The following is a 25,473-nucleotide window of genomic DNA, read 5'->3' as shown; positions in this document are numbered from 1 at the left end:
CATGGCCGAGAACAAAACAGTTCGTACCGTTACTGGTCGTGTGGTCAGTAACAAGATGGACAAGACCGTCACTGTGCTCATCGAGCGCCAGGAAAAGCACCCACTGTACGGTAAGTACGTGACGCGCTCTACCAAGCTCAAAGCGCACGATGAGAACAATGACTGCCGCATTGGCGATCTGGTTACTATCCGGGAAACCCGCCCCTTGGCTAAAACCAAGAGCTGGGATCTGGTTCAGATCGACGAGCGCGCGGCGCAAGTTTAAAGCCCCGCGCGGTTTAGCGGATTATTTAAGGGTCGGAGAAAGTTATGATTCAGACTCAATCCATGTTGGATGTAGCTGATAACAGTGGTGCACGTCGCGTTATGTGTATCAAGGTTCTGGGCGGTTCTCACCGTCGCTACGCCGGCATTGGCGATATCATCAAGGTGACCGTGAAGGAAGCGATTCCACGCGGCAAAGTAAAGAAAGGCCAGGTGCTTAATGCGGTCATCGTGCGTACCCGTCACGGTGTACGCCGTGCGGACGGTTCGCTGATCCGTTTTGATGGCAACGCAGCCGTTCTGCTCAATACTAAAAATGAGCCGATCGGTACCCGCATCTTTGGGCCGGTGACTCGTGAACTGCGTAATGAGCAGTTTATGAAGATCGTTTCCCTCGCGCCCGAAGTGCTGTAAGGAGCCCGGTCATGCAAAAGATTAAACGTGACGACGACGTAATCGTCATCGCCGGAAAAGATAAAGGCAAGCGCGGTAAAGTCCTGAAAGTTGGGGATGATTCACGCCTGCTTATTTCTGGTGTCAACATCGTCAAGCGCCACACCAAGGCTAACCCCATGGCTGGTTCGCAAGGCGGTATTGTTGAGAAGGAGGCGCCAATCCACGTCTCCAACGTGGCTATCTTCAATCCGGAGACCAGCAAAGCCGATCGTATCGGTTTTAAGGTCGAAGACGGTAAGAAGGTTCGTATTTTCAAGTCGACGCAAAAAGCCGTCGACGCTTGAGAATCTAGGTGCTTACCATGGCGAGATTAAAAGAAACATACAGCACTACCATCGTTCCCAAGCTCCAGGAAGAACTGGGCTTGAAGAACGTAATGGAAGTGCCGAAGATCACCAAGATCACCCTGAACATGGGCCTTGGCGAAGCTGTCGGTGACAAGAAGATCATCGAACATGCAGTGGCTGACCTCGAAAAGATCACAGGCCGTAAAGGCATCGTGACTTATGCGCGCAAATCCATTGCCGGCTTCAAAATTCGTGACGGCTGGCCGATTGGCGTAAAGGTAACTCTGCGCCGCGAACAGATGTACGAATTCCTCGATCGTCTGCTGGCGATTTCCCTGCCGCGTGTTCGTGACTTCCGTGGTCTGAACGCTAAGTCGTTTGACGGCCGGGGTAACTACAGCATGGGCGTCAAGGAACAGATCATTTTTCCAGAGATCGATTATGATAAAATCGATACGCTGCGTGGTCTGGACATTACCTTGACTACAACGGCTCGGACTGACGACGAAGGTCGTGCGCTTCTGCGTGCGTTCAACTTCCCGTTCCGTAACTAGGAGTCAGGTAAATGGCTAAAGTCAGTATGAAAAACCGCGAGGCCAAACGGTCTCGTCTGGTTGCCAAGTACGCTACCAAGCGTGCTGAGCTAAAGGCCACCATCGGCAACATCCACGCCTCTGTTGAAGAGCGTTGGTCTGCCCAGGTTGCTTTGCAAAAATTGCCGCGCGATGCCAGCCCAGTTCGTCAGCGTAACCGCTGCCGCATTACTGGTCGTCCGCACGGTGTATACCGCAAGTTTGGTCTGAGCCGCATTAAGCTGCGCGAAGCAGCCATGCGCGGTGACGTACCAGGCCTGGTCAAGGCCAGCTGGTAAACCAAACCTTAATTACTCAGTTTCAGGAGCACAAAGCCCATGAGTATGCAGGACCCGTTAGCAGATATGCTGACCCGTATCCGTAATGCCCAGATGGCTGAGAAGTCCAGCGTCAGCATGCCTGCGGCAAAGCTGAAGGTGGCTGTCGCCAAAGTACTGGTCGAAGAAGGCTATGTAGCCGGTTACGAAGTGGCAGGCGAGGTTAAGCCGACCCTGTCCATCGAACTTAAATACTTCGAAGGCAAGCCAGTTATCGAAGATCTGAAGCGCGTAAGCCGTCCAGGCCTGCGCCAGTACAAGTCCGTTGACCAGATTCCTAAGGTCAAGGGTGGACTGGGTGTTTCGATCGTCTCCACCAATAAAGGTGTGATGACTGATCGCGCCGCTCGCGCTGCCGGTATCGGCGGTGAAGTGCTCTGCACCGTATTCTGATAGGGGGTTACGATGTCTCGCGTCGCTAAAGACCCTGTCAAATTACCACAGGGTGTAGAAGTAAAATTGGATGGTCAGGAGCTGTCAATCAAGGGTGCCAAAGGTAGCCTGGATCTGAGCCTCCATCCATTGGTTGAAGTTGTCCACGAAGATGGCCTGCTGCGTTTCGCGGCCCGTCCAGGTAGTGTGAACCAGGCTATGGCCGGTACCACTCGTGCGTTGGTCAACAATATGGTTGTCGGTGTCACCGAGGGCTTCGAGCGCAAGCTGCAGCTGGTTGGTGTGGGTTATAAGGCTCAGGCTAAAGGTCAGGTTTTGAACCTGGCTCTGGGTTACTCCCACCCGATCGACTATCAGCTGCCTGAGGGCGTTTCCGCTGAAACCCCGAGCCAGACTGACATTATTATCAAAGGTATCGACAAGCAGCTGGTCGGCCAGGTAGCCGCGGAAATTCGTGATTTCCGTCGCCCAGAGCCCTATAAGGGCAAGGGTGTTCGCTACTCCGATGAGGTCGTGCGTCGTAAAGAAGCCAAGAAGAAGTAGGGCATAGCAAATGAGCGATAAAAAAGTTATTCGTCTCCGTCGCGCTCGCCGATCGCGCTTGAAAATGCGTGAATTGGAAGCCGTTCGTCTGTGCGTGTACCGTTCTTCGCAGCACATGTACGCACAAGTGATCTCTGCAGATGGCTCCACCGTGGTGGCTAGCGCCTCCACGCTGGATTCGGACCTGCGCAGCGGTAGTACTGGCAATATCGAAGCCGCCAAAAAAGTCGGCCTTCTGGTTGCTGAGCGCGCCAAGGCCGCCGGTGTAACTCGGGTCTCCTTCGACCGTTCCGGCTTCAAGTATCATGGTCGCGTTAAAGCGCTGGCCGACGCCGCTCGTGAAGGCGGGCTGGAATTCTAAGGGTAGATCTATGGCTAATTTCGATCAGAAGCGCGACGAAGGTTATATTGAGAAACTTGTTCAAGTTAACCGCGTTGCCAAAGTTGTAAAAGGCGGCCGTATCTTCGCTTTCACTGCTTTGACGGTGGTGGGCGACGGTAAAGGTCGTGTGGGTTTCGGTCGCGGCAAGGCACGTGAAGTGCCTGCTGCTATCCAGAAAGCCATGGAAGCCGCTCGTCGTAATATGATTCAGGTTGACCTGAATGGCTCTACGTTGCAGTACCCTGTTCGCGCCGCTCACGGTGCTTCCAAGGTTTACATGCAGCCTGCGTCTGAAGGTACCGGTGTTATCGCCGGTGGTGCAATGCGCGCCGTTCTTGAAGCCGCTGGCGTTCATAACGTTCTGGCCAAGTGTTACGGTTCCACTAATCCGGTTAACGTCGTTCAGGCTACCTACAAGGGTCTGAAGTCGATGCAGTCTCCCGAGTCTGTAGCGGCCAAGCGCGGCAAGACCGTTGAAGACATCGTGGGGTAAATGGACATGGCTAGCGAAAAAATTAAAGTGACCCTGTTCAAAAGTGTTGTTGGTCGTCTGCCTAACCATAAGCTCTGCGTTAAGGGCTTAGGTTTGCGTCGGATCAATCACACCGTCGAGGTCGAAGATACTCCGGCCGTTCGTGGGATGATCAATAAGGTCTCCTACATGGTTCGGGTAGAGGGTTAAGACATGAAACTGAATGATCTGCGCTCCGCGCCGGGCGCACGCCGTAATAAGCTGCGCGTAGGCCGCGGTATTGGTAGTGGTCTGGGCAAGACAGCCGGCCGTGGTCACAAGGGTCTGAGCTCTCGTTCCGGTGGCACCGTTGCCCCTGGTTTCGAGGGTGGTCAGCAGCCTTTGCACCGCCGTCTGCCGAAGTTCGGCTTCACTTCCAAGATTGCCATGGTGACTGCTGAAATTCGCACCAGCGAGTTGAACAAGCTCGATGCTGATGTGATCGACCTGCAGGCTCTGAAAGATGCCAATATCATTGGCAACAAGTTTGTACGTGCCAAGATCGTCTTGTCCGGTGATGTGACCAAAGCGGTCAACGTCAAAGGCCTGATGGCTACTAAAGGCGCACGTGCAGCAATCGAAGCAGCTGGCGGCAAGTTCGAGGAATAAATGGCTAAGCAAGGCGCTCTTTCTGGAATGAATCAAGGTGGCTTGAGTGAACTCTGGGGGCGCCTGCGCTTTCTGTTCCTCGCGATCATCGTTTACCGTATCGGGGCGCATATTCCGGTTCCCGGGATAAACCCTGATCGTCTGGCTGATCTGTTCAAACAGAATGAAGAGACGATCCTTAGTCTGTTCAACATGTTTTCCGGCGGTGCCTTGGAGCGGATGAGTATTTTCGCTCTTGGCATCATGCCGTACATTTCTGCATCTATCATAATGCAGCTAATGACCGCGGTTAGCCCATCGCTGGAACAGTTGAAAAAGGAAGGAGAGTCCGGTCGCCGGAAAATTAGCCAGTACACGCGTTATCTGACGCTGCTACTCGCTTTTATTCAAGCTATTGGCATGTCGGTTGGTTTGGCTAGTCAAGGCGTCGCTTTCGATACCGGTTTCAGTTTTTACTTTATAGCTGTCACCACCTTTGTATCGGGCGCGATGTTCATGATGTGGTTGGGCGAGCAGATCACCGAGAGGGGTGTCGGTAACGGCATTTCAATGTTGATCTTCGCCGGCATCGTCGCCGGGTTGCCTAGCGCCATTGGGCAGTCTTTTGAAGGTGCGCGACTGGGCACCATCAATATTTTCGCGCTGATCGGTGTTGGCCTCGTGGCTATCTCGATGATTGCGTTCATCGTTTTCGTTGAACGCGGACAGCGCAGAATTACGGTCAACTATGCCAAGCGTCAGCAAGGCCGCAAGGTTTTTGCCGCACAAACCAGTCATTTGCCTCTGAAGGTGAATATGGCTGGTGTTATTCCGGCGATTTTTGCCAGCAGTATCTTGTTGTTCCCAGCGTCGCTGGGTACCTGGTTCGCCCAGGGTGACAACATGGAATGGCTGCAAAAAGTGACGCAAGCTATTGGACCGGGTAAGCCGCTGAATATCATTCTGTTTAGTGCGGGGATTATTTTCTTCTGCTTTTTCTATACAGCATTGATGTTCAATCCGAAGGATGTCGCGGAAAACCTCAAGAAGTCAGGTGCATTTATTCCGGGTATTCGTCCGGGTGAACAGTCGGCTCGCTACATAGATAGCGTGCTGACCCGTCTTACCCTGTTCGGTGCCCTGTATATGACTGCTGTTTGCCTGTTGCCGCAGTTCTTGGTGGTATCGGCTAATGTGCCCTTCTATTTGGGTGGGACCTCGCTGTTGATCGTTGTAGTGGTTGTTATGGACTTCATGTCCCAAGTACAATCGCACCTCGTTTCTCAGCAGTACGAGTCTCTTTTGAAGAAATCTAACCTGAAAGGTTACGGCAGCGGCATGGTCCGCTGAGTATTCAGGTTTCAGGAGTCGGCTATGAAAGTTGCAGCATCAGTAAAGAAGCTTTGCCGTAACTGCAAGATCATCCGTCGCAATGGTTGCGTACGTGTGATTTGCAGCGCTGAGCCCCGTCATAAACAGCGCCAGGGTTAATTCCCCGGTTCTGATTTAAGACTACGTCTCAGGATAACCGCCACCCGGCCATTAATTTGGCTGGGTGGTTGAATTTTGTTTTTGTTAGCGCTACCCTACTGCACCCTTTTTCGAGCAACCTAATGTTGTTTTGGGTTGAGTCAGGTAGCTGTCAGACGGAGTAAATTGGATGGCCCGTATTGCAGGCGTCAACATCCCGGATAACAAACATACTGTTATCTCTCTGACCTATATTTTTGGTATTGGTCAGACCAAAGCACAGAAAATTTGTGCGACTACTGGTATTGCACCAGATGCGAAGATCAAAGATCTGAGCGAAGAGCAGATTGATATTCTGCGTAATGAAGTTGCCAAAAACATTGTTGAAGGTGACTTGCGCCGGACGGTCAATATGAACGTCAAGCGCCTCATGGATCTCGGCTGCTATCGTGGTCTGCGTCACCGTCGGGGCCTTCCGGTCCGCGGTCAGCGCACCAAGACCAATGCTCGCACCCGTAAGGGTCCGCGTAAGCCGATCCGTAAGTAATTGCGAAGGAATATACAGATATGGCTAAGCCTGCTGCTCGTGTTCGTAAGAAAGTAAAAAAGACAGTGGTTGATGGGATCGCCCACATCCATGCGTCTTTTAATAACACCATCATTACCATTACTGACCGTCAGGGCAACGCCCTGAGCTGGGCTACCTCTGGTGGCTCTGGTTTCCGTGGTTCGCGTAAAAGCACACCGTTTGCTGCCCAGGTTGCAGCCGAGCGTGCTGGTAACGCAGCTCTGGATTATGGTTTGAAAAATCTCGACGTTTGTGTGAAGGGCCCTGGCCCAGGTCGTGAATCAGCTGTTCGTGCACTGAACTCTTGTGGTTACAAGATCAGCAGCATCACTGATGTCACCCCTATCCCACATAACGGCTGCCGCCCGCCCAAGAAGCGTCGCGTTTAATCAGGAGACGGTATAATGGCTAGATATATTGGTCCGAAGTGTAAGCTGTCTCGTCGCGAAGGCACGGATTTGTTCCTCAAGAGCGGCGTTCGAGCTCTCGATTCTAAGTGCAAATTGGAAAGCCCTCCGGGCGTCCATGGTCAGCGTCGCGGTCGTCTGTCGGAATACGGCACACAGCTACGTGAAAAGCAAAAAGTTCGTCGTATCTATGGCGTTCTTGAGCGTCAGTTCAGCAACTACTACAAGGAAGCTGCCCGTCTGAAGGGCGCTACCGGCGAGAACCTGCTGCAACTGCTCGAGCGTCGTCTGGATAACGTCGTTTATCGCATGGGTTTTGGTGCCACTCGCGCAGAATCGCGTCAGTTGGTTTCCCACAAATCTATTAGCGTTAACGGCAAAACAGTCAACATTGCATCTTACTTGGTAGTCCCAGGTGATGTGGTCGCTGTCCGTGAAAAGTCGAAAAACCAGTTGCGCATTAGTGGCTCACTGGAGCTGGCGGCTCAGCGCGGTATGGCTGAGTGGGTTGAAGTGGACTCTGCCAAGAAAGAAGGCGTGTTCAAGAGCCTGCCCTCACGGAGTGATTTGTACGCTGACATCAACGAAAACTTGATCGTCGAGCTTTACTCCAAGTAAGCGACAGACAGCAAAAGGTGCCCCCATGCAAAGTTCGGTTACCGAGTTTCTAACACCACGTCACATCGACGTACAGGAAACCTCGCCCATGCGTGCCAAGATTACTCTTGAGCCGTTGGAACGTGGTTTCGGTCATACCCTGGGCAATGCGCTTCGCCGCATTTTGCTCTCCTCCATGCCCGGCTGTGCCGTGGTAGAGGCGGAAATCGACGGCGTTTTGCATGAGTACAGTGCCATCGAAGGCGTTCAGGAAGATGTCATCGAGATCCTGCTTAACCTGAAAGGGTTGGCGATCAACATGCACGGTCGTGATCATGTAACTCTGAGCCTTTCCAAGAAAGGCCCAGGCTTGGTGACTGCTGCCGATATTCAGTTGGATCATGATGTAGAGATCGTTAACCCCGAGCACGCAATTGCGACGCTGGCGGAGAACGGTGAGCTGAACATGAAGTTGACGGTAGCTCGTGGCCGCGGTTACGAGCCATCCGATGCGCGCCAGTCTGATGAGGACGAAAGTCGTTCCATTGGCCGCTTGCAGCTGGATGCTACTTACACGCCGGTTCGCCGCGTTGCGTATGTAGTAGAAAGTGCACGTGTTGAGCAGCGTACCAACCTGGATAAGCTGGTTATCGATCTGGAGACCAACGGTACGTTGGATCCTGAAGAAGCCATTCGCCGTGCTGCGACTATTCTGCAACAGCAACTGGCTGCCTTTGTTGATTTGAAAGGTGATCAGGAGCCGGTGGTAGAGCAACAGGAAGATGAAATCGATCCTATCCTGCTGCGTCCGGTGGACGATCTTGAGCTGACTGTCCGTTCGGCCAACTGCCTGAAGGCTGAAAACATTTACTATATTGGCGATCTGATCCAGCGTACCGAAGTAGAGCTGCTGAAGACCCCGAATCTAGGCAAGAAATCCCTGACTGAAATCAAGGATGTTCTAGCCTCTCGTGGTCTGTCTCTGGGTATGCGTTTGGACAACTGGCCGCCTGCAAGCTTGAAGAAGGACGATAAGGTTTCGGCCTAATCGTCTCGACACCGAGGAATTGAGAGATGCGTCATCGTAAAAGTGGTCGTCACCTAAGTCGGACCAGCGCACACCGTAAGGCCATGTTCCAGAATATGGCTGTGTCGCTGTTCGAAAATGAAATGATCAAAACTACTCTGCCAAAAGCCAAGGAACTGCGCCGCGTTGCTGAGCCGCTGATCACCTTGGCCAAGGAAGATACTGTTGCTAATCGTCGTCTTGCTTTCGACCGTACCCGCAGCAAGGAAGCGGTCGGCAAGCTGTTCAACGATCTGGGCAAGCGTTATGCAACCCGTCCGGGTGGTTATGTGCGTATCCTGAAATGCGGTTTCCGCACAGGCGATGCCGCACCTATGGCGTACGTTGAGCTGGTTGACCGTCCTGAGCTGGCAACAGCGGACGAGTAAGCAGTTAGTAATTCAAAAAAACCGGTCTCTGACCGGTTTTTTTGTGCCTGAAAAAAGCCTTTTTTCAGTAAAAGTTTTTGGCTATCGACTCGCTCTCTTTAATATATTGGTTCTTGCTCCTCGCGGTCGCGATACTGGATGCGTCCGCTTATACCGGGCGCTAACAACAGCCTAGCAGGAGTAGTTAAATGACCGAATTGAGAACCATGACGACCAGCGCCGGTAATCCTATTGGGGACAACCAAAATTCACTTAGTGCCGGTGAGCGTGGTCCTTTGCTGATGCAGGATTATCAGCTTATTGAAAAGCTTGCGCATCAGAACCGTGAGCGGATTCCTGAACGTGTGGTGCATGCCAAGGGTTGGGGTGCATTTGGCAGCCTGACTATTACCAACGACATTTCAAAGTATACAAAAGCACGGCTGTTCTCTGAGGTAGGCAAACGCACCGAGTTGTTGGCTCGGTTTTCCACGGTTGCCGGTGAGCTGGGCGCGGCGGATGCCGAGCGGGATGTTCGCGGTTTTGCGCTTAAGTTCTACACCGAGGAGGGTAATTGGGATCTGGTTGGTAACAACACCCCAGTTTTCTTCGTGCGTGATCCAATCAAATTTCCTGACTTTATTCACACCCAGAAGCGGCATCCGAAGACCAATATGCGATCGAATACCGCGGCGTGGGATTTCTGGTCGTTGTCACCAGAAAGCCTGCATCAGGTGACCATATTGATGTCTGATCGCGGCTTGCCGACCGATGTGCGTCATATCAACGGTTATGGTTCGCATACCTATAGTTTTATTAATGCCGAAAATCAGCGCGTGTGGGTCAAGTTTCATTTTAAAACGCGACAGGGCCACAAACATTGGACGAATGCTCAAGCCGCGGCGATCGTAGGCCAAACGCGGGAGAGCACGCAGGAAGATTTGTTCGGCAGTATAGAACGTGGAGATTTCCCGCAATGGCGCATGTGTGTGCAGGTGATGACTGAGGCACAGGCGGAGCAGGTAACTTATAACCCTTTCGATCTGACCAAAGTTTGGCCGCATGGCGACTTCCCCTTGATTGAAGTGGGTATTCTCGAACTAAATCGCAATCCGGAAAGCTATTTTTCCGAAGTCGAGCAGGCAGCGTTCTCGCCTTCCAATATTGTTCCGGGAATTAGCTTCTCGCCAGACAAGATGCTACAGGCGCGGGTCTTCTCGTACGCTGATGCGCACCGTTACCGCATAGGTACCCATTACGAAGCGCTTCCGGTTAACGCGGCCAGGTGTCCGGTTAACCATTACCACAAAGATGGCGCTATGCGGTTTACCCCCAATATGCCGAACTCCGATGCTTATTATGAGCCTAACTCTTTCAATGGCCCCAAAGAGGATCCGCAGTTCGCTGAGCCTGAGCTACCGCTTTCTGGTTCAGCGGATCGATACAATCACAGAATAGATAATGATGACTACTCGCAGCCCCGCGCCTTGTTTCAACTGTTTGACGCCGCTCAGAAGGAACGTCTTTTCGGTAATATCGCAGCGGCGATGCAAGGAGTTCCAGCGTTTATTGTCGAGCGCCAGTTAGCGCACTTCAATAAAGTGCATTTGGATTATGGCGAAGGCGTTCGCGCTGCGCTCAACAATGTCTGATTAGCTGCAGTACAAACACAAAGCCCCGCATATGCGGGGCTTTGTGTATTCAGGCTTTCAGATGCCGCGCCGTTTTAGTCGCGATCACGCTCAAGAACGGGCCCAAGGAAGCGGCCGGTGTGCGATACCTGCATAGCAGACACTTGCTCTGGAGTGCCGGTAGCTATAATCAGTCCACCTTTGGAGCCGCCCTCCGGGCCGAGATCAACTAGCCAGTCGGCCGTTTTGATGACGTCCAGGTTGTGCTCAATCACGACTACGGTGTTACCGTGATCGCGCAGCCGGTGCAGGACGACCAGCAGTTGCTGGATGTCAGCGAAATGCAGGCCGGTGGTGGGCTCGTCGAGTATGTAGAGCGTTTTGCCAGTATCGCGTTTGGACAGTTCGCGTGCCAATTTTACGCGTTGCGCCTCTCCGCCAGACAGGGTGGTTGCAGATTGTCCAAGGCGTATATAGGTCAGGCCAACATCGATGAGAGTTTGCAGTTTGCGCGCCAGTGCTGGTACTGCCTCGAAGAACACGCGGGCTTCTTCGATGGTCATTTCCAACACTTCGTGGATGTTCTTGCCCTTGTATTTGATCTCCAGGGTTTCGCGATTGTAGCGCTTGCTCTTGCACACGTCGCATGGCACGTAAATATCGGGCAAAAAGTGCATCTCGACTTTGATCAGGCCATCGCCCTGACAGGCTTCGCAGCGGCCTCCCTTGACGTTGAAAGAGAAGCGCCCAGCCTTGTAACCACGTGATCGCGCTTCCTGTGTGCCAGCAAACAGTTCGCGAACCGGTGTGAATATCCCGGTGTAGGTGGCCGGGTTGGAACGGGGCGTGCGACCGATTGGGCTTTGATCAATATCGACCACTTTGTCCAAATGCTGCATGCCATCAAAGCTGCTATGGGGGGCCGCTTCGAGGGTTGTTGCGCCATTCAGCGCAGTGGCTGTCAGTGGGTACAGTGTGTTGTTAATTAGCGTTGATTTGCCCGAGCCAGAGACGCCGGTTACGCACGTCAGTAGGCCGACTGGAATCTCCAGGTCGACCTTTTGCAAGTTGTTGCCGGAGGCGCCTTTCAGCTTAAGCCACTGATCTTTGCGCACCGGTGTGCGTTGCGCGGGTACCGGGATCTTGATCCGGCCAGAGAGGTATTGGCCGGTCAGCGAATCGGGGTTATTCATCACCTCTTCAGGCGTACCCTTGGCAACTATCTGGCCGCCGTGCACACCCGCGCCGGGACCGATATCGACCACGTAATCAGCCAGGCGAATGGCGTCCTCATCGTGTTCAACCACGATCACTGTGTTGCCGAGTTCGCGTAGGTGCGTCAGGGTTTTCAGCAAGCGTTCGTTGTCGCGCTGGTGCAGGCCAATAGAGGGTTCGTCGAGAATATACATAACGCCAACCAATCCGGCACCGATCTGGCTGGCTAGACGGATGCGCTGGGCCTCGCCACCTGACAGCGTGTCTGCGCTACGATCCAGTGTCAGATACTCGAGGCCGACATTGACCAAAAACATTAATCGCGCACGAATTTCCTTAAGGATCTTCTCGGCGATTTCGCCACGGTTACCTTCCAGCGTTAACTGTCCAAAGTACTCCGCAGCCGCACCGACTGGTAATGTCGTGACGCCCGGCAGGTTGCGATCATCGATGAATACGTGGCGGGCCTCACGGCGTAAACGAGTGCCGTGGCAGTCTGGACAAGGCTGCGTGCTGAGGTACTTGGATAGTTCTTCACGCACGCTCTGCGATTCAGTTTCGCGGTAGCGGCGTTCCAGATTAGGCAGAATGCCTTCAAAGGGATGCTCGCGGCGGACTACGTCACCACGGTCGTTCAGATAACGGAAAGGTACTTTGTCGCTACCCGTGCCGCTTAGCACCAGCTTGCGGTGCGGTTCCTGCAGCTCATCAAAAGCCAGATCCAGATTGATGCCGTAGTGTTCGGCCAAGGAGCTGAGCATTTGGAAGTAATAGACGTTTCGGCGATCCCAGCCACGGATTGCGCCCTCGGCGAGCGTCAGTTCACCATTGACCAAGCGCTTGCGGTCAAAGAACTGCTTGACCCCTAAACCATCACAGCCAGGGCAGGCGCCCGCAGGGTTGTTGAAGGAGAACAGTCGTGGCTCCAGCTCGCTGATCGAGTGACCGCACTCCGGGCAAGCAAAGCGCGCGCTAAAGGTGACTTCTTCACCTTCCTCGCCTTCCATTGGCGCGATGATGGCGATGCCGTCAGCCAAGCTAATGGCTGTCTCAAAGGATTCGGCGAGACGTTGCTGCAGGTCGCCGCGTACCTTGAAGCGATCAACCACGACTTCAATGCTGTGCTTGCGCTTCTTGTCCAGTGCGGGCGCTTCATCCAGCTCATAAATGCGCCCATCGATCCGTGCGCGAACGAAGCCTTGAGCGCGTAGCTCATCGATTACCGCCAAATGCTCGCCTTTGCGCTCACGCATGACCGGTGCCAATAGCATCAGCTTGCGACCTTCCGGCATAGCCACGACCTGATCGACCATTTGGCTGATGGTTTGCGCAGATAAGGGTAAATTGTGGTCCGGGCACATGGGGATACCGACGCGGGCATACAGTAGGCGCAGGTAGTCGTAAATCTCAGTAATGGTGCCGACGGTGGAACGCGGGTTGTGCGAGGTCGACTTCTGCTCGATGGAAATCGCCGGCGACAGGCCTTCGATGTGGTCCACATCGGGCTTTTCCATAATTGACAGAAACTGGCGGGCGTAGGCCGACAGCGACTCAACATAGCGACGTTGTCCCTCGGCATAGAGGGTATCGAACGCCAGCGAAGACTTGCCGGAGCCGGACAAGCCGGTAATTACGATCAGTTTGTCGCGCGGTAGATCGAGGTCTATGTTCTTCAGGTTGTGGGTGCGAGCCCCACGAATCACGATAGTATCCACAGCCCATTAACCCCCAGCCAGCAAAGCGGGTAATTATACGTTGTCGGGGGTGTTGCGAGCAAAGACAGTGACGTTTTTTCGCTGGCAGTCGGCAATGTAACGGGGTGTGTCATATAGTCGCCGGCAAATACAGTGCACGGCGTGCATGCCGTGGTAAAATCGCGGTTTTTTTGGAGCAGTCATGCATCAGGCCGATTCCATGAGCCCGTTGGAGCGTCGCGCAGCGATATCGCTGGCGATGGTGTTTGCGTTTCGCATGCTAGGTTTGTTTATGGTGCTCCCGGTACTGGCCACTTATGGTCAAGGCCTTTCGGGAGCGACCCCCGTTCTGATTGGCATGGCGATCGGTTGTTACGGTCTGACTCAGGCATTTCTGCAAATCCCCTTTGGCATGTTGTCGGACCGTATCGGTCGCAAACCGGTGATCCTGTTTGGGTTGTTGCTGTTTGCGCTGGGTGGTTTGGTTGCTGCGCAGGCTGACAGCATTCAGCAAGTGATTGCCGGTCGAGTTCTACAGGGTGCAGGCGCGATCGCTGCCGCCGTGATGGCGCTGGTGGCAGACCTGACCCAGGAGCAGAACCGAACCAAGGCAATGGCGATGATCGGCATGAGCATCGGCAGCGCGTTTGCCGTTGCCATGGTGGCCGGCCCGGTGATTGCGGGTATGGCAGGGCTGCATGGTGTGTTTCTCTCGACCAGTGCTCTGGCTGTGATCGGCATGTTATTGGTGGTGTTTTGCGTGCCCACGCCGCAGACATCGCTGCGCCATCGCGAGGCGGGTGTGGTGCGTGCGGCTTTTATGCCGGCGCTGCGTAACGCCGATCTGTTGCGATTAAATTACGGTATTGCTTCGCTGCACGCGATTCTCATGGCTACTTTCATTGCCGTACCGCTGGCTTTGCAGCAGCACGCGCATTTGCCTAAAGAGGAGCATTGGTGGGTTTATCTTGCGGCGCTGCTGATATCGTTCTTCGGCATGGTGCCGTTCATCATTTATGCCGAGAAACAGCGGCAGATGAAACGTGTGGTATTGGGGGCAATTGCGCTCTTACTGGTGGTGCAACCCATGTTCTGGTTGAGCATGGATTCGTTGCCTTGGCTGGTGACGACTATAGTATTGTTCTTTGTTGGCTTTAACTTGCTGGAGGCCACGTTGCCCTCCTTGTTAAGCAAGATCGCCCCGGCGGGAGGTAAGGGCACGGCGATGGGGGTTTACTCCACCAGTCAGTTCGCCGGTGCCGCGGTGGGGGGCGTTATGGGTGGCTGGATATTCGGTCATTTTGGCTTGCTTGGAGTGTTTGCTGGATGCGGGCTCTTGGCGCTGTCGTGGCTGGTTATTGGTGTTACCATGAACGAACCGCCATACGTGACCAGCTACCGGCTGACACTGACTCCCGCTCAGGCGCAGGATGCTTCCTTATCGGATAACCTGCTGGCCGTGCCGGGTGTGGCAGAAGCATTCATAGTGGCGGAAGAAGTCGCTGCATACATAAAAGTCGATAGCAAAGAGCTGGATCGTGAGGCGCTGGACCGAGTTGTAGCGCCCGTTTGATCGCGGCAGACATACCAGGAGAATAGGAATGGCCAGAGGCGTCAATAAAGTAATTTTGATCGGCAATGTCGGTGGTGATCCCGAGGTGCGTTACATGCCCAACGGCAACGCGGTTGCCAACGTCACTCTAGCCACCAGCGACAGCTGGAAAGACAAGCAAACCGGTCAGCAGCAAGAGCGCACCGAATGGCACCGCGTGGTGTTCTTTGGCCGTCTGGCTGAAGTGGTCGGCGAATATGCGCGCAAGGGCTCCAAGCTCTACATTGAAGGCCGTTTGCAGACCCGCGAGTGGGAAAAAGACGGCGTTAAGCGTTACACCACTGAGATCGTTGTCGATATCGGCGGCCAGATGCAATTGTTGGATGGCCGCCCGTCCGGTGGCGAGCAAAATGCCGCCCCGCGCCAACAGCAGCCTTCGCGCCCAGCGCCTCAACAGCAGCAACCGGCAGCGCAACCCCAGCAGCCTCAGCAGGCGCCGCAGCAGCCAGCTCCGGATTACGACAGCTTTGATGACGACATTCCGTTCTAGAATGTAGCTGTCGCCATAACCCGGCATGACCTAGGATGAGTTTCCCCGGTCTGCCGGGTTTTTTTATGGCTCGTGAAAAACGTTGCAGCCTAATCAGCTATGCGGGCGTGCGCGGGTTGTCTTTGATTGTTAGCGGAAAAGGGTTCATCAATGTCAGAAGTATATTTTGTGCGTCATGGCCAAGCTTCCTTTGGCTCAGACAACTACGACCTGTTGTCCGAAAAGGGCCACCAGCAGGCGCGTTTGCTGGGCGATTATTTCAGCGCGCAGGGTATGCAGTTTGACCAGATCATCACCGGTGACATGGTACGGCATCGGGAGACCGCTCAGGGTATTTGCGAAGGTCTAGGTATTGCTAATCCGGCGCTTGAGGTGCTGCCTGACCTCAATGAATTCAACTTTCACTCGGTGTTGCACGCCTTTCTTGATCAACATCCAGAGCAGGCGTTGCCAGACAAGCCGGTCGTGGCGGATTACTTCAAGCGGTTGAAGCAGGGCATTGTGCTCTGGTCGGAAGGCCGGTTGGAGGGCGATCTGCCAGAAACCTGGGCTGATTTTGAGCAGCGAGTTCTGCGCGCGCGCGAGCACATCATGCAGAGCTATAAAGGCCAGCGGGTATTGGCGGTCAGCTCCGGCGGGGCGATTGCTATGCTGGTGCGGCAGTTGCTGGAGGCGCCGAGCAAAACCATGGTTGAGTTAAATCTGCAGACGCGTAATACCGGTTTAATCCACTGTGTGTTTAATCAACGCTCAATGCGCCTGAGCAGTTTCAACAGTGTGCCGCATCTGGATGCTCCCGAGCGCCGAGAATTAATCACCTATACCTGACTCCATCCAGTCTGACAGGTGACGTGCGGTCATTGACACTGCACAATGCATGTTAGAACCGGATACCGGGATAAAGGGTTAATTAAGCATGCGCATGCGGGTTTTGCTGCTGGGGCAAGAATCACTACTGGGCCAGTCTCTCGTGACGCAGGCCGCGGCAGAGGACATAGAGTTTCTGCAGGTCAGTTCCACGGCGGTCGATTGGCTGCCGGAAGCTATTGATGGCTGGCTGGGTGAACTCGCGCCGGACGCAGTAATCAATCTGGCGCACTATCATCAGCAGTTTCAGCTGATTGCGCCTGATGTTGATCAATTGGCTGCGCATCGGCTGTTCAACGAGCGTTTGATTGATGCTTGTGCGCAGCATGATCTGCTGCTGTGCATGCTGTCCAATACGCGGATTTTCGATGGCGAAAAAAAGACGCCCTATACCGAGAAAGATGAGCTGACGCCAATTGGTGCGCAAGGCGCAGCGCAGGCGGCGCTGGATCGGCTGTTGGTCAAACGTTGTAAGCGTCACCTGTTGTTGCGTTTTAGTTGGTTGCTGGATCAGTCATCGGATGGCCTGCTGATGCGGCTGATCGGCCAGCTGCAGGCAAGCCAGCAGGTCGAACTGGCAGAAGAGTGGCGGGGTAACCCGACGCCGGTGGCCGACGCCGCGCGCGTCTTGTTAGCGGTGATCAAGCAGTTGGATTGTCAGTCCGAGACCTATGGCGTTTATCATTATGGCAGTGCTGAGGTCTCGAGCTGGATCAGTTTGGCGATGAGCCTAGGGCAAGAGTTGCGCACGCAGGAGCTGTTGTCTCGGGACCCGGTTATTGAGCCGGTAGCCTATTCAGCGCAGCTTGCCGCACAATTTGAACCGCAGAATGCCGCGCTGAATGGGCGGCGTCTGCTGCATGCTTTCGGCATTAAACCCCGCGCATGGCGTGCGGGGCTGGATGACTTGCTGGCGCCGAAAGGGTAGTGGAAGGGTAGTTAAGTCGCTTAGAACTTATAGCCCAAGCCAACCATGTAGACCCAAGGATCGATATCCACATCCACGCTACTCTTGACTCCGCCGACTTTAAAGTTGGCCTCGGTGTCTATGTCGGCGTACCACACGGATGCGTTCAGCAATAGATGCTCAGCCAGCTGGTAGTCCAGCCCGGCTTCCAGCGCCAACCCCCATGAGTTATCTAGTTCCAGATCGCTGAAGCCAGCCTGCTTGTTAGCGCCGGTAAATTCTTCGTCGAAAAACGCGGTGTAGTTAATGCCTGCGCCGACATAAGGCTGTACGCCTGATTTGCTGTCCAGCGGGAAATACTGGAGGGTCACGGTCGGTGGCAGGTGTTTGATGTCTGCGAGTTTGCCGACGCCGTTCAGATTGATGCTGTGCTGGAATGGTGTGGCTGCCAGCAGGCCGATACCGACGTGGTCGGTCAGCATGTAGGTGCCGGTTATGCCCATTTGCACGTCGCTGTCGACGCCCACAGTCAAACCTGTATCAACGCCACCGATGTCGACATTGCCGCTGTCTTCCTGCGGATCAACCGCTGCGGCGCCCAAGCGTATGATCGCGTCGCCAGCTTGGTAGGCACTGGCACTGAAAGAGGCGGCAAGCAACGCTGGGGCGACCAGCAATAAAGCAATGTGTTTTTGGATAGTGCGTGGCATGGGTTTGTCTCCTCAGTTTTCGTTGAGGTGACTTTACGCGGCAGCCCTGCAGCGGATATTGATCTGGAGCAAGACTGACTGAGTTAGCCTAGTGGTTGTAGTCTGGTCATTCAAAGATGATAATGGTTCTCTTTTGGCGGCCGCCTCAGGCCAACACTCCCCGGGGAGAATATTAATGAGAGCAGTTTGGCTAATAGCCTTGCTTTGCCTGCCGCTGACAGTGCCGGCGCAGCAGGCGGTGCAGCAAGCGCAGGAGCAGAGCGGTGCGCTGACCGCTGCCGCGGTTGATTCGCAGCGGCGCATAGAGCAACTCGACGATGCGACTCGCAGTGCGCTCGAGGCATACCGGCAAGCCAATCAGCAGATCAGCCAATTGGGCGAATACAACAACCGCATGGAAAAGGTCGTTGATCAGCAGCAGCACGAGCTGAATAGTCTGCGTGAGCAGCTGGGTAGTATTGAACACACCCAGACCGAGATGCGTCCGTTGATTCGCCGCATGGTGGAATCGTTAGAGCAGTTCATTGCGGTCGACCTGCCGTTTTTGCCTGAAGAGCGCCAAGACCGCGTGGCGCGGCTGCAAGACTTGCTGGTCGATCCGGAGGTCAGCGTGGCCGAACTGTATCGCCGGGTGCTTGAGGCTTATCAAATAGAAAGCGATTACGGCCGCACGCTGGAAGCCTGGCGAGGCGAGCTGGCACGGGGTGAAGAAGGGCGCATAGTAGAGTTTCTGCGGCTAGGTCGCTTGATGCTGTTCTATCAAACACTGGATGGCCAGGAACAAGGCTATTGGGATATGACAAGCCAGAGCTGGCAAGTATTGCCCAGTGGTTATCGGCGCACACTTGAGCAGGGCTTAGCGATTGCTCGTACCGAACAGATGCCGGTGATGCTGCGCCTGCCTTTACCTGCGGTTAGTCAGGAGGTGGCGCCATGAGGCCTGTTTGGATGGGATGTTTGTTACTGATTTTGTTGTCCTTGAGCCAGGCTCAAGCGCAAAGCCCCAGTAAGCAGGATCTGTTGCGCAACATTCGTGAAGCTCGCAGCGCAGAAGAGGCGCAAATGCGTGAGCGTGAGCAGGTGTTTATACGCGAACGTGGCCAGCAGCAACAACGTATGAGCACTACGGTGAGCGAACGCGATGCGCTGCAAGCCAAGGCAGATGCATTGGATGCGCAGTTCGAGCAGCAAAGTGCGGCGTTGGCGGCGATCAAGGCTGAGTTGACCGAGCGCAGTGGAAATTTAGGTGAACTGTTTGGTGTGGTGCGGCAAGGCGCTGGCGATACCCGCAGCCAATGGCAGGATTCTTTGCTCAACAGCCGTTTCCCTGAACGTCTGGAAGAGCTGGATGCGCTGGCGCAAAGTCAGCGTATCCCGCAGGTCGAGCAACTAGAGCAATTCTGGTATCGGCTGCAACAGGATATGACGGCGAGTGGTGAAGTCAGTCGTTATGACACACAAGTGGTGGATCGCCATGGCCAGCCCCGACAGCAGCCGGTGGTCAGTGTCGGGCCTTTTGTAGCGCTCAGTGAAGGGCAGTATCTGAGCTATCAGCCAGACAGTCAGCAATTGCTGGCCGTCGAACGGCAGCCTGACGGTACCGGCTTGATTGCTGACTTTGTTGCTCCACGCGACGGCATGGCCGACCTCTGGCTTGATCCATCGCGCGGCAATGTTATTGAGCAGCAACAGCGTACGCCCAAGCTGCTGGAGCGGGTGATGCAGGGTGGCATCGTCGGCTATGTGATCATTGTTTTGGGCGTGCTGGGTATTCTGCTGGCGCTGGTGCGGTTGGTTTGGTTGCAGAGCGTGCAGCGCCGGGTTGACCGGCAGGCGGCCGATCTCGATACCCTGCAGAGCAATAATCCGCTGGGTCGGGTGCTGAGCGTCATCGGCAACCAGCCGCGGCTGGAAGAGCTGGATACCCTTGAGCTCAAACTGGATGAGGCGATTCTCAAGGAAACCCCCTCGTTAGAGCGCTGGCAGGGGTTGATCAAGCTGTTGGCGGCAGTCGCGCCGTTGCTTGGTCTGCTGGGCACGGTCACAGGGATGATCGCTACCTTTCAGGCGATCACCCAATACGGCACCGGCGACCCCAAACTGATGGCCGACGGTATTTCACAGGCGCTGGTTACCACTGTGCTGGGCTTGGTTGCCGCCATTCCATTGTTGTTTTTGCACAGTCTGGTGGCCGCGCGTAGCAAGGCGTTGATTCAATTGCTTGAGCAGCAAAGTGCCGGACTGATCGCGCTGCATCTGGGCGGTGGAGAAAAGCCGCGTGACTGAGGCCTTTTGGCATCTACAGGATTTTCTCGATAGTGGCGGCTGGGTGCTTTGGGGCATCTTGCTGGCTACTGTGCTGCTGTGGACCCTGATGCTGGAGCGTTTGTGGTTTCTGGCGCGGGTGTTTCCAAGCCAGGCGAAAGACTACCAACAAGCCTGGCAGGATCGCGGTGAACGCCGCAGTCTTGCCGCTAGGCACATTCGTAGCGCCTGGTTATCGCAGGCGCGGCAACGTTTGAACCAGTACTTGCCTATGGTGCGGGTGCTGATCGCTTTGTGTCCTTTGCTGGGGTTGCTCGGCACTGTGAGCGGCATGATCCAGGTATTTGACGTGATGGCTCTGAGCGGCAACGGTAACCCCCGCGCAATGGCGGCCGGAGTATCTCGCGCCACGGTACCCACCATGGCCGGGATGGTTATCGCCATCAGCGGATTATTTTGCTTGGCGCGACTGGATCAACAGTCGCGGCGGGCCTTGCAGCGGTTGTCTGACCGCTTGCGTCACGAATAGGAGCGCGCCGATGCGCATGCGCAGGCATCACAGCACGGCTGATGAAGAGGCCGGTATCGACTTAACGCCGATGCTGGATATCGTCTTCATCATGCTGATTTTCTTTATTGTTACCAGCTCCTTTATCAAGGAGTCCGGCATCAGCGTCGAGCGGCCCTCGGCTGCCAGCGCAGCAGAGCAACCCAAGGGTAATATTCTGATTGCCGTGAGTGCTGACGGTGAAATTTGGATCGATCGCAAGCAGGTAGATATTCGCGCAGTGCGTGCGGCCGTTGAGCGTATGCGGGTGGACCAGCCCGACAGCACGGTGGTGGTGCAGGCTGACAAAGACGCACGTAGCGGTCTGGTGATTCGGGTGATGGACCAAGCCAAGCTGGCTGGCGTTGAGGCCGTCGCTTTGGCCGCCACGGTAGAAGGTCGCTGATGCGACTTTTTCTGAGTTTTCTTGGCGCAGTGCTGGTGGCGTTGGCGCTGTTCATGCTGATGGTGGTGCTGATCATGCCGCCGTTGGATGATGCCGAGATGCCAGAAGAGCTACTACGCATTGGCGTTGTGCGCAGTGTCAGTGACAGTACCAGCGAAGATCAGACGCAGCAATTGCAACGTCCAGAGCGTCCACAACCACCGGAGCCCGTAGAAGAGCCCCGGCTTGATGCGTCAACGCCGCAGCAAGCTCCCCAGCTGCAACTGCAGATAGAAGTACCGCAGTTGCAAAGCAGTATGAGTCTGAGCGTGGCACCAACGCAGAGTAACCTGCGACCCGCGCCGGCTGCACCCGCGGCGGCACCCACTCCAGCCCCTGCGCCGGCTGCAGCTCCACCGCCCGGCACCGCCGAAGAAGTGACCCCGCTGGTCGATGTGCCGCCCAATTACCCGCGCCGCGCGTTGTCTGCGGGTATCGAAGGTGAGGTTACCTTGCGCTTTACCATTACCCCGGATGGCAAGGTAGAGAACCTGCGAGTAACAGCCTCAGAGCCGCCTGGGGTATTTGAACGCGAGGCGCGGCGTGCGGCCAGTCGCTGGCGCTTTGCGCCGCGGCGCGAGAACGGCAATGCTGTTGCGCGTGAAGCCACCAAGACGTTGTACTTTCGCTTGGCCAAGGGGAGACGCTGATGCGCTATACAGTACTGCTACTGTGTTTTTTGGCCACGCTGGCGCAGGCGCAACAGATTGATCCCAAGGTATTCGTTACACTGGAGTCAGCGCGTACGGCGCAGCAATCGGGGGATTTGAGTGGCGCCGGACGTGCGCTCAATGATGTTTTAAAAAGCACCAGTGCCGGTTCAGTGGAGCAGGCACTGGTGCAGCAGCGTTTGGGCTATCTGGCCATTGAGCGCGAAGATTACGCAGCGGCTATTCGGTGGCTGCAACAAGGGCTGGCGCAGGATCAGTTGAGTAGCGAGGCCGCGCAGCAGGACCGCCGCAATCTGGCGCAGCTGCTGGTGCAACAGGGCCGCTATCAGGAGGCGGTGAGGCTGCTGGAAGCAGAAGGCGTGGGCAACCTCCCGCTGGAAACGCGCCGCATGCTGGTGCAGGCCTATCGCGAACTTAAGCAGTACCGCAAAGCGATTCCGTTGGCGGAACAGATTGTCCGTGCCAATCCGGCTGCAGATGATGTCTGGTATCAGCTTTTGGCTGGTATGAATTATGAGCTTGAGCGTTACGGCGAGGCGGTTAACTGGTTGCAAGTATTGGTGCGCCGCGCGCCGACTAACAGCGAAGGCTGGCGACAGCTCGCCAGTATGCAGAGCATGGCCGGGCAGCAGACCGACGCCGCAGCGACCTTACGGCTCGCCTATGAAGGCGGGGTAGGGCTGCGTGCAACTGATCTGAATAACCTGGTTGCTATGCACGCGCAAGCCGGCGCGCCTTGGCAGGCCGCGCGTTTACTGAATGCCTTGATCAAGCAAAAGTTGTTGCCGGCTGATCGTGAACATCAGTTGCGGCTAGCCCAACTCTGGCAGGCCTCGCGTGATCGCGAACAGGCATTGAGCGCCTGGCAACAATTAGCTCAGCAAAGTGGCGATGCAGACTATTGGCTGCAGGTGGCTTATTTGCAGTACCAGCAGGCTGACTGGCCTGCTATGCAAGCAACGCTGGCGCAAACCCGACCCGGTAACGCGGAGCAGCGGCGGCAAGTACAGTCGCTGCGCAACGCCGCGGCCGCTGCGCAGGCCTCGCCTTGATTGAGCGGCATTCGCTCAGTACTCGAATACTTCAATTTTGCTGGCGCTGAGACGATACCCGGCGCTGGCCAGCTCGCTCTCGCTTTGCTCGACGTGCAAGGTGCCGGTTATCCAGAAGGGTACATACGCGGCGTCTAAGGCTATGCCTTCCTTGCTCTGCACCAGCACGATTTGATTCGATGGCGGCGGCGGCACGTGAATGCAGGCGCCAAAGTAAGGTACGAGTAGAAACTCTGTTACGCGGTTCTCGTCGGTGAGGGTCAGCGGCACTATGTACCCCGGCAACTTGACCTCTTGGCCATCCAGCTCGGTAACCGTTGGCGCTTGGGGTTGCTGCTGATCCATGATGGAGCTGCTGGTTCCGCCTGTGTCGGCGTTTTCACTGAGTACGTCAGCCAGCTGCGATAAATCGTGCATGGCTGCGGGCATGCCGAATTGCTCTGAAGTACCAACGGGAATTAAGGCGTCCCAGCTTAGTTCGCGAGCAGCGTTCGCAGACAGGCTCGCCATTAGCAGCAGCGATAATAGTGGTACTTTCATCAAGGCGCGCACGAGATACTTCCTCAGGTTTTGATCGACAGGCCATCTACCAGCGCTAGCCGGTAAGCTCGCCATGCGGGGATGCAGGCTAGTAACAAACTGGCTAGCAGAATCGCCGCCAATAGCTTGCATTCGGCAGGGCTTGGCCAGCCAAGCGGCATAAACAGGCCATATTGTTGCTCAAGTATTGGCTGCGCCAGCCAAAGCCCCAGGTACAACAACGCTAAGCCGAGCAGTATGCCGCTGGCGGTGAGTGCCATGGCTTCCAGCACCAGCAGGCTAAAGATATGCCAAGGCTTGGCGCCAACCGAACGCAGTATCGCCATTTCTCGGCGGCGTTCATTGAGGCTGCCGAGAATGGCACTCAACATGCCCACCAAACCGGTCAGAACCACGCAGGCAGACACTAAAAACAGCGCCTTCTCCGCTACGCTCAGCAGACTCCAGAGTTCTTGCAGTGCCACGCCGGGCATGATGGCCAATAACGGCTCGCCGGTAAACTGATTGACCTGCCGCTGTACCGCGAAGGTGTCGATGCGGCGATTCAGGCCCAGTAACATGGCGGTAATGGCGCTGGGCGTGAGGTCCAGTTCGCGCGCCTGATCGGCACTAACATGGGCGCTACCGCGCGCGGGCATACCCTGTTGCCAATCGACATGGAGGGCTTCGATGCCTTGCAGGCTGATATGAATGGTGCGGTCGACCGGGGTGCCGGTCTTGGTCAGAATACCGCTGACGCGAAAGGGTTTGTCCGCGTGGTTCACAAAGCTGACCGCGCCTGCGCCGTGGGCTAGCACCAACTCGGTACCCAGTTGGTAGTTCAGCTCGCGGGCGATATCTGCGCCTATGACCGCGTCGTACAGGTCATCAAAAGCCTTCCCTTGGCTAAAGCTCAGCTGTTTGTCTCGTCCAAAACGAAAGTGGCTGAAGTAACTCTGATCGGTACCCATCACCCGAAAGCCGCGATGCGAATCCCCCAGGGAGATAGGGATGGCCCATTTCACCTGAGGCAAGGTACTGATGTCGTTGTAGCTATCCCAGCGGATGTTGTTGGTGGCGTTACCGATACGGAACACCGAATACAGCAGCAATTGTACCGAGCCCGAGCGAGCGCCAACGATCAGATCGGTGCCGCTGATGGTGCTGGCGAAACTTGCGCGGGCTTCGCTGCGTACTCGTTCGACGGTCAGCAGTAGCGTTACGCTAAGCGCGATCGCCAGTACCGTAAGCAGCGCCGTTACCCGCCGATTGCTAAGACTTTGTAGCGCCAGACGAAGTAGGTACATCAGTTTACCTCCGCAGTGGCCGCACGATTTAGCTCAGGCAGCGCGAGGCTGCGATCAAATAGCGGTGCCAAGGCCGTATCGTGACTAACAAACAGCAGGCTACTGCCGGCTTCGGCGCACTCGGCAAAGAGTAATTTGATAAAGGCTTCGCGGCTGTCAGCGTCCAGCGCCGAGGTGGGTTCGTCGGCAATCACCAGTTCCGGACTGCCTATCAGTGCGCGCGCTGCCGCTACGCGCTGTTGTTGGCCAATCGACAACGCCGTGGCTGGCCGGCTTAGCAGTGCCGGGTCATTCAGCCCGAGCCCTTGGAGTAGGTGTATCGCCGCTGCGTTCAGGCTGCCATGACGTTGCTCGGCGCGCTGGCGCCGTTGCTGCGCGAAGCGACAGGGCAGCAGCACGTTATCCAGTACCGACAGATAAGGCAGCAGGTTGAACATCTGAAAAATGTATCCGCTGTGCTCGGCGCGAAAGCGGTCGCGCTGGCGCGCGGATAACTCGCTGAGTGACTGCCCCAACAGGGTTACCTCGCCCTGTTGCGGTAGGTGCACACCACCCAATAGTCCGAGCAGCGTGGTCTTGCCGCTACCCGACGGCCCCTTCAGGAACAGTCGCTCGCCGGGTTGCAGCGCAAAATGCGCGATGTCCAACAGCACGGGCTGTTTGGGCCAAGCGAAGCGCAGGTCGTTGAGTTCAAGCAGGGGACGAGTCATTGGCAGCGAGTTTCCACGAGC

The 25,473-nt window shown here is 55.5% G+C and carries 34 protein-coding genes; 29 read left to right on the top strand and 5 right to left on the bottom strand.

Annotation, left to right across the window (positions count from 1 at the left end; translation table 11 throughout):
• Position 1 precedes the first annotated feature (1 nt).
• The 19 genes from rpsQ (at position 2) to AC1XYH_RS15075 (ending at position 10,462) form a co-directional block, all read left to right on the top strand.
• Positions 2-265 carry a 30S ribosomal protein S17 gene (rpsQ, locus tag AC1XYH_RS15165; RefSeq protein WP_092287475.1) on the top strand — a complete coding sequence of 88 codons (264 nt, stop codon included), beginning with the start codon at positions 2-4 and terminating at the stop codon, positions 263-265.
• Positions 266-309: 44 nt separating this feature from the next.
• Entirely contained in the window at positions 310-678 is a 369-nt protein-coding gene (gene rplN / locus AC1XYH_RS15160) for a 50S ribosomal protein L14 (protein WP_483323964.1), read from the top strand.
• Between the two features lie 11 nt (positions 679-689).
• Positions 690-1,004 (top strand): 50S ribosomal protein L24, encoded by a 315-nt coding sequence (rplX, locus tag AC1XYH_RS15155; RefSeq protein ID WP_483323963.1) that lies wholly within the window; start codon positions 690-692, stop codon positions 1,002-1,004.
• Positions 1,005-1,021: 17 nt separating this feature from the next.
• Positions 1,022-1,561, top strand: coding sequence for a 50S ribosomal protein L5 (gene rplE / locus AC1XYH_RS15150; RefSeq protein WP_483323962.1), 540 nt, complete (start codon positions 1,022-1,024; stop codon positions 1,559-1,561).
• 11 nt (positions 1,562-1,572) lie between these two features.
• Positions 1,573-1,878, top strand: coding sequence for a 30S ribosomal protein S14 (rpsN, locus tag AC1XYH_RS15145; protein ID WP_483323961.1), 306 nt, complete (start codon positions 1,573-1,575; stop codon positions 1,876-1,878).
• Positions 1,879-1,917: 39 nt separating this feature from the next.
• Entirely contained in the window at positions 1,918-2,310 is a 393-nt protein-coding gene (gene rpsH, locus AC1XYH_RS15140; RefSeq protein ID WP_483323960.1) for a 30S ribosomal protein S8, read from the top strand.
• Between the two features lie 12 nt (positions 2,311-2,322).
• Positions 2,323-2,853: a 50S ribosomal protein L6 gene (rplF, locus tag AC1XYH_RS15135; RefSeq protein WP_483323959.1), complete on the top strand. Its 531-nt coding sequence runs from the start codon at positions 2,323-2,325 to the stop codon at positions 2,851-2,853.
• A 10-nt stretch (positions 2,854-2,863) separates the two neighbouring features.
• Positions 2,864-3,214 carry a 50S ribosomal protein L18 gene (rplR, locus tag AC1XYH_RS15130; RefSeq protein WP_483323958.1) on the top strand — a complete coding sequence of 117 codons (351 nt, stop codon included), beginning with the start codon at positions 2,864-2,866 and terminating at the stop codon, positions 3,212-3,214.
• A 10-nt stretch (positions 3,215-3,224) separates the two neighbouring features.
• Positions 3,225-3,728 (top strand): 30S ribosomal protein S5, encoded by a 504-nt coding sequence (gene rpsE / locus AC1XYH_RS15125; protein ID WP_483323957.1) that lies wholly within the window; start codon positions 3,225-3,227, stop codon positions 3,726-3,728.
• A 6-nt stretch (positions 3,729-3,734) separates the two neighbouring features.
• Entirely contained in the window at positions 3,735-3,917 is a 183-nt protein-coding gene (gene rpmD, locus AC1XYH_RS15120; protein ID WP_483323956.1) for a 50S ribosomal protein L30, read from the top strand.
• Between the two features lie 3 nt (positions 3,918-3,920).
• Entirely contained in the window at positions 3,921-4,355 is a 435-nt protein-coding gene (gene rplO / locus AC1XYH_RS15115; protein ID WP_415058844.1) for a 50S ribosomal protein L15, read from the top strand.
• Positions 4,356-5,684, top strand: a complete 1,329-nt coding sequence (gene secY, locus AC1XYH_RS15110; protein ID WP_483323955.1) for a preprotein translocase subunit SecY — start codon at positions 4,356-4,358, stop codon at positions 5,682-5,684.
• A 24-nt stretch (positions 5,685-5,708) separates the two neighbouring features.
• Complete coding sequence (gene rpmJ / locus AC1XYH_RS15105) at positions 5,709-5,825, top strand: 50S ribosomal protein L36 (protein ID WP_123890160.1); 117 nt, start codon at positions 5,709-5,711, stop codon at positions 5,823-5,825.
• A gap of 169 nt (positions 5,826-5,994) precedes the next feature.
• Positions 5,995-6,351, top strand: a complete 357-nt coding sequence (gene rpsM / locus AC1XYH_RS15100) for a 30S ribosomal protein S13 (RefSeq protein ID WP_483323954.1) — start codon at positions 5,995-5,997, stop codon at positions 6,349-6,351.
• 20 nt (positions 6,352-6,371) lie between these two features.
• Positions 6,372-6,761: a 30S ribosomal protein S11 gene (gene rpsK, locus AC1XYH_RS15095; RefSeq protein WP_092287487.1), complete on the top strand. Its 390-nt coding sequence runs from the start codon at positions 6,372-6,374 to the stop codon at positions 6,759-6,761.
• A 15-nt stretch (positions 6,762-6,776) separates the two neighbouring features.
• Positions 6,777-7,397, top strand: a complete 621-nt coding sequence (gene rpsD, locus AC1XYH_RS15090) for a 30S ribosomal protein S4 (protein WP_483323953.1) — start codon at positions 6,777-6,779, stop codon at positions 7,395-7,397.
• A 25-nt stretch (positions 7,398-7,422) separates the two neighbouring features.
• Positions 7,423-8,424 carry a DNA-directed RNA polymerase subunit alpha gene (locus AC1XYH_RS15085; RefSeq protein ID WP_483323952.1) on the top strand — a complete coding sequence of 334 codons (1,002 nt, stop codon included), beginning with the start codon at positions 7,423-7,425 and terminating at the stop codon, positions 8,422-8,424.
• A 26-nt stretch (positions 8,425-8,450) separates the two neighbouring features.
• Entirely contained in the window at positions 8,451-8,831 is a 381-nt protein-coding gene (gene rplQ / locus AC1XYH_RS15080; RefSeq protein WP_483323951.1) for a 50S ribosomal protein L17, read from the top strand.
• A gap of 188 nt (positions 8,832-9,019) precedes the next feature.
• Positions 9,020-10,462 carry a catalase gene (locus AC1XYH_RS15075; RefSeq protein WP_483323950.1) on the top strand — a complete coding sequence of 481 codons (1,443 nt, stop codon included), beginning with the start codon at positions 9,020-9,022 and terminating at the stop codon, positions 10,460-10,462.
• A gap of 74 nt (positions 10,463-10,536) precedes the next feature.
• Here the strand turns inward: AC1XYH_RS15075 and uvrA are convergent, their stop codons facing one another.
• Positions 10,537-13,371 carry an excinuclease ABC subunit UvrA gene (gene uvrA, locus AC1XYH_RS15070; RefSeq protein WP_483323949.1) on the bottom strand — a complete coding sequence of 945 codons (2,835 nt, stop codon included), beginning with the start codon at positions 13,369-13,371 and terminating at the stop codon, positions 10,537-10,539.
• Positions 13,372-13,552: 181 nt separating this feature from the next.
• On the opposite strand from uvrA, the gene AC1XYH_RS15065 reads away from it, so the two are divergent.
• The 4 genes from AC1XYH_RS15065 to AC1XYH_RS15050 all read left to right on the top strand — a co-directional run bounded on the left by AC1XYH_RS15065 (position 13,553) and on the right by AC1XYH_RS15050 (position 17,247).
• Entirely contained in the window at positions 13,553-14,923 is a 1,371-nt protein-coding gene (locus AC1XYH_RS15065) for an MFS transporter (protein WP_483323948.1), read from the top strand.
• A 28-nt stretch (positions 14,924-14,951) separates the two neighbouring features.
• The gene (gene ssb, locus AC1XYH_RS15060) at positions 14,952-15,452 is read left to right on the top strand and encodes a single-stranded DNA-binding protein (RefSeq protein ID WP_483323947.1); all 501 of its coding nucleotides are present in this window, start codon (positions 14,952-14,954) and stop codon (positions 15,450-15,452) included.
• A 150-nt stretch (positions 15,453-15,602) separates the two neighbouring features.
• Complete coding sequence (locus AC1XYH_RS15055) at positions 15,603-16,280, top strand: histidine phosphatase family protein (protein WP_483323946.1); 678 nt, start codon at positions 15,603-15,605, stop codon at positions 16,278-16,280.
• 88 nt (positions 16,281-16,368) lie between these two features.
• Positions 16,369-17,247, top strand: a complete 879-nt coding sequence (locus AC1XYH_RS15050) for a sugar nucleotide-binding protein (protein ID WP_483323945.1) — start codon at positions 16,369-16,371, stop codon at positions 17,245-17,247.
• A 20-nt stretch (positions 17,248-17,267) separates the two neighbouring features.
• On the opposite strand, the gene AC1XYH_RS15045 is transcribed toward AC1XYH_RS15050, so the two are convergent.
• The gene (locus tag AC1XYH_RS15045) at positions 17,268-17,924 is read right to left on the bottom strand and encodes an OmpW family outer membrane protein (protein ID WP_483326396.1); all 657 of its coding nucleotides are present in this window, start codon (positions 17,922-17,924) and stop codon (positions 17,268-17,270) included.
• A gap of 187 nt (positions 17,925-18,111) precedes the next feature.
• Between AC1XYH_RS15045 and AC1XYH_RS15040 the strand changes: the two genes are divergently transcribed.
• From AC1XYH_RS15040 to AC1XYH_RS15015, 6 genes are read left to right on the top strand one after another with little or no spacing between them, the layout of a single operon-like run.
• A complete protein-coding gene (locus AC1XYH_RS15040) occupies positions 18,112-18,873 on the top strand; it encodes a DUF3450 domain-containing protein (protein WP_483323944.1) in 762 nt (253 codons plus the stop codon).
• Entirely contained in the window at positions 18,870-20,222 is a 1,353-nt protein-coding gene (locus AC1XYH_RS15035; protein WP_483323943.1) for a MotA/TolQ/ExbB proton channel family protein, read from the top strand. The genes AC1XYH_RS15040 and AC1XYH_RS15035 overlap by 4 nt, the downstream gene beginning before the upstream one ends.
• Complete coding sequence (locus tag AC1XYH_RS15030) at positions 20,215-20,730, top strand: MotA/TolQ/ExbB proton channel family protein (protein WP_483323942.1); 516 nt, start codon at positions 20,215-20,217, stop codon at positions 20,728-20,730. The genes AC1XYH_RS15035 and AC1XYH_RS15030 overlap by 8 nt, the downstream gene beginning before the upstream one ends.
• Positions 20,731-20,740: 10 nt before the next feature.
• A complete protein-coding gene (locus AC1XYH_RS15025) occupies positions 20,741-21,154 on the top strand; it encodes an ExbD/TolR family protein (protein WP_483323941.1) in 414 nt (137 codons plus the stop codon).
• Positions 21,154-21,843, top strand: a complete 690-nt coding sequence (locus AC1XYH_RS15020) for an energy transducer TonB (RefSeq protein WP_483323940.1) — start codon at positions 21,154-21,156, stop codon at positions 21,841-21,843. Before AC1XYH_RS15025 ends, AC1XYH_RS15020 begins: the two co-directional genes overlap by 1 nt.
• On the top strand, positions 21,843-22,916 hold the full coding sequence (locus AC1XYH_RS15015) for a tetratricopeptide repeat protein (protein ID WP_483323939.1): 1,074 nt from the start codon (positions 21,843-21,845) through the stop codon (positions 22,914-22,916). The genes AC1XYH_RS15020 and AC1XYH_RS15015 overlap by 1 nt, the downstream gene beginning before the upstream one ends.
• Before the next feature lie 15 nt (positions 22,917-22,931).
• On the opposite strand, the gene AC1XYH_RS15010 is transcribed toward AC1XYH_RS15015, so the two are convergent.
• The 3 genes from AC1XYH_RS15010 to AC1XYH_RS15000 are packed head-to-tail and all read right to left on the bottom strand — an operon-like array spanning position 22,932 to position 25,452.
• Entirely contained in the window at positions 22,932-23,456 is a 525-nt protein-coding gene (locus tag AC1XYH_RS15010) for a DUF3299 domain-containing protein (RefSeq protein WP_483326395.1), read from the bottom strand.
• A 23-nt stretch (positions 23,457-23,479) separates the two neighbouring features.
• Positions 23,480-24,742 (bottom strand): ABC transporter permease, encoded by a 1,263-nt coding sequence (locus AC1XYH_RS15005; protein WP_483323938.1) that lies wholly within the window; start codon positions 24,740-24,742, stop codon positions 23,480-23,482.
• Positions 24,742-25,452, bottom strand: a complete 711-nt coding sequence (locus AC1XYH_RS15000) for an ATP-binding cassette domain-containing protein (RefSeq protein WP_483323937.1) — start codon at positions 25,450-25,452, stop codon at positions 24,742-24,744. Before AC1XYH_RS15000 ends, AC1XYH_RS15005 begins: the two co-directional genes overlap by 1 nt.
• Positions 25,453-25,473 lie beyond the last annotated feature (21 nt).

This window comes from Pseudomonas sp. GW-45 (assembly GCF_056896675.1).
Note: the sequence above shows the minus strand (reverse complement) of the source record. Positions and strands in the feature narration are given on the sequence as shown.

Excerpts from the sequence above, each read along its gene's own strand:
- rpsQ (WP_092287475.1), top strand. The coding sequence starts at position 2 with ATGGCCGAGAACAAAACAGTTCGTACCGTTACTGGTCGTGTGGTCAGT.
- rplN (WP_483323964.1), top strand. The coding sequence starts at position 310 with ATGATTCAGACTCAATCCATGTTGGATGTAGCTGATAACAGTGGTGCA.
- rplX (WP_483323963.1), top strand. The coding sequence starts at position 690 with ATGCAAAAGATTAAACGTGACGACGACGTAATCGTCATCGCCGGAAAA.
- rplE (WP_483323962.1), top strand. The coding sequence starts at position 1,022 with ATGGCGAGATTAAAAGAAACATACAGCACTACCATCGTTCCCAAGCTC.
- rpsN (WP_483323961.1), top strand. The coding sequence starts at position 1,573 with ATGGCTAAAGTCAGTATGAAAAACCGCGAGGCCAAACGGTCTCGTCTG.
- rpsH (WP_483323960.1), top strand. The coding sequence starts at position 1,918 with ATGAGTATGCAGGACCCGTTAGCAGATATGCTGACCCGTATCCGTAAT.
- rplF (WP_483323959.1), top strand. The coding sequence starts at position 2,323 with ATGTCTCGCGTCGCTAAAGACCCTGTCAAATTACCACAGGGTGTAGAA.
- rplR (WP_483323958.1), top strand. The coding sequence starts at position 2,864 with ATGAGCGATAAAAAAGTTATTCGTCTCCGTCGCGCTCGCCGATCGCGC.
- rpsE (WP_483323957.1), top strand. The coding sequence starts at position 3,225 with ATGGCTAATTTCGATCAGAAGCGCGACGAAGGTTATATTGAGAAACTT.
- rpmD (WP_483323956.1), top strand. The coding sequence starts at position 3,735 with ATGGCTAGCGAAAAAATTAAAGTGACCCTGTTCAAAAGTGTTGTTGGT.
- rplO (WP_415058844.1), top strand. The coding sequence starts at position 3,921 with ATGAAACTGAATGATCTGCGCTCCGCGCCGGGCGCACGCCGTAATAAG.
- secY (WP_483323955.1), top strand. The coding sequence starts at position 4,356 with ATGGCTAAGCAAGGCGCTCTTTCTGGAATGAATCAAGGTGGCTTGAGT.
- rpmJ (WP_123890160.1), top strand. The coding sequence starts at position 5,709 with ATGAAAGTTGCAGCATCAGTAAAGAAGCTTTGCCGTAACTGCAAGATC.
- rpsM (WP_483323954.1), top strand. The coding sequence starts at position 5,995 with ATGGCCCGTATTGCAGGCGTCAACATCCCGGATAACAAACATACTGTT.
- rpsK (WP_092287487.1), top strand. The coding sequence starts at position 6,372 with ATGGCTAAGCCTGCTGCTCGTGTTCGTAAGAAAGTAAAAAAGACAGTG.
- rpsD (WP_483323953.1), top strand. The coding sequence starts at position 6,777 with ATGGCTAGATATATTGGTCCGAAGTGTAAGCTGTCTCGTCGCGAAGGC.
- AC1XYH_RS15085 (WP_483323952.1), top strand. The coding sequence starts at position 7,423 with ATGCAAAGTTCGGTTACCGAGTTTCTAACACCACGTCACATCGACGTA.
- rplQ (WP_483323951.1), top strand. The coding sequence starts at position 8,451 with ATGCGTCATCGTAAAAGTGGTCGTCACCTAAGTCGGACCAGCGCACAC.
- AC1XYH_RS15075 (WP_483323950.1), top strand. The coding sequence starts at position 9,020 with ATGACCGAATTGAGAACCATGACGACCAGCGCCGGTAATCCTATTGGG.
- AC1XYH_RS15065 (WP_483323948.1), top strand. The coding sequence starts at position 13,553 with ATGCATCAGGCCGATTCCATGAGCCCGTTGGAGCGTCGCGCAGCGATA.
- ssb (WP_483323947.1), top strand. The coding sequence starts at position 14,952 with ATGGCCAGAGGCGTCAATAAAGTAATTTTGATCGGCAATGTCGGTGGT.
- AC1XYH_RS15055 (WP_483323946.1), top strand. The coding sequence starts at position 15,603 with ATGTCAGAAGTATATTTTGTGCGTCATGGCCAAGCTTCCTTTGGCTCA.
- AC1XYH_RS15050 (WP_483323945.1), top strand. The coding sequence starts at position 16,369 with ATGCGCATGCGGGTTTTGCTGCTGGGGCAAGAATCACTACTGGGCCAG.
- AC1XYH_RS15040 (WP_483323944.1), top strand. The coding sequence starts at position 18,112 with ATGAGAGCAGTTTGGCTAATAGCCTTGCTTTGCCTGCCGCTGACAGTG.
- AC1XYH_RS15035 (WP_483323943.1), top strand. The coding sequence starts at position 18,870 with ATGAGGCCTGTTTGGATGGGATGTTTGTTACTGATTTTGTTGTCCTTG.
- AC1XYH_RS15025 (WP_483323941.1), top strand. The coding sequence starts at position 20,741 with ATGCGCATGCGCAGGCATCACAGCACGGCTGATGAAGAGGCCGGTATC.
- AC1XYH_RS15020 (WP_483323940.1), top strand. The coding sequence starts at position 21,154 with ATGCGACTTTTTCTGAGTTTTCTTGGCGCAGTGCTGGTGGCGTTGGCG.
- AC1XYH_RS15015 (WP_483323939.1), top strand. The coding sequence starts at position 21,843 with ATGCGCTATACAGTACTGCTACTGTGTTTTTTGGCCACGCTGGCGCAG.
- AC1XYH_RS15010 (WP_483326395.1), bottom strand. The coding sequence starts at position 23,456 with ATGAAAGTACCACTATTATCGCTGCTGCTAATGGCGAGCCTGTCTGCG.
- AC1XYH_RS15005 (WP_483323938.1), bottom strand. The coding sequence starts at position 24,742 with ATGTACCTACTTCGTCTGGCGCTACAAAGTCTTAGCAATCGGCGGGTA.
- AC1XYH_RS15000 (WP_483323937.1), bottom strand. The coding sequence starts at position 25,452 with ATGACTCGTCCCCTGCTTGAACTCAACGACCTGCGCTTCGCTTGGCCC.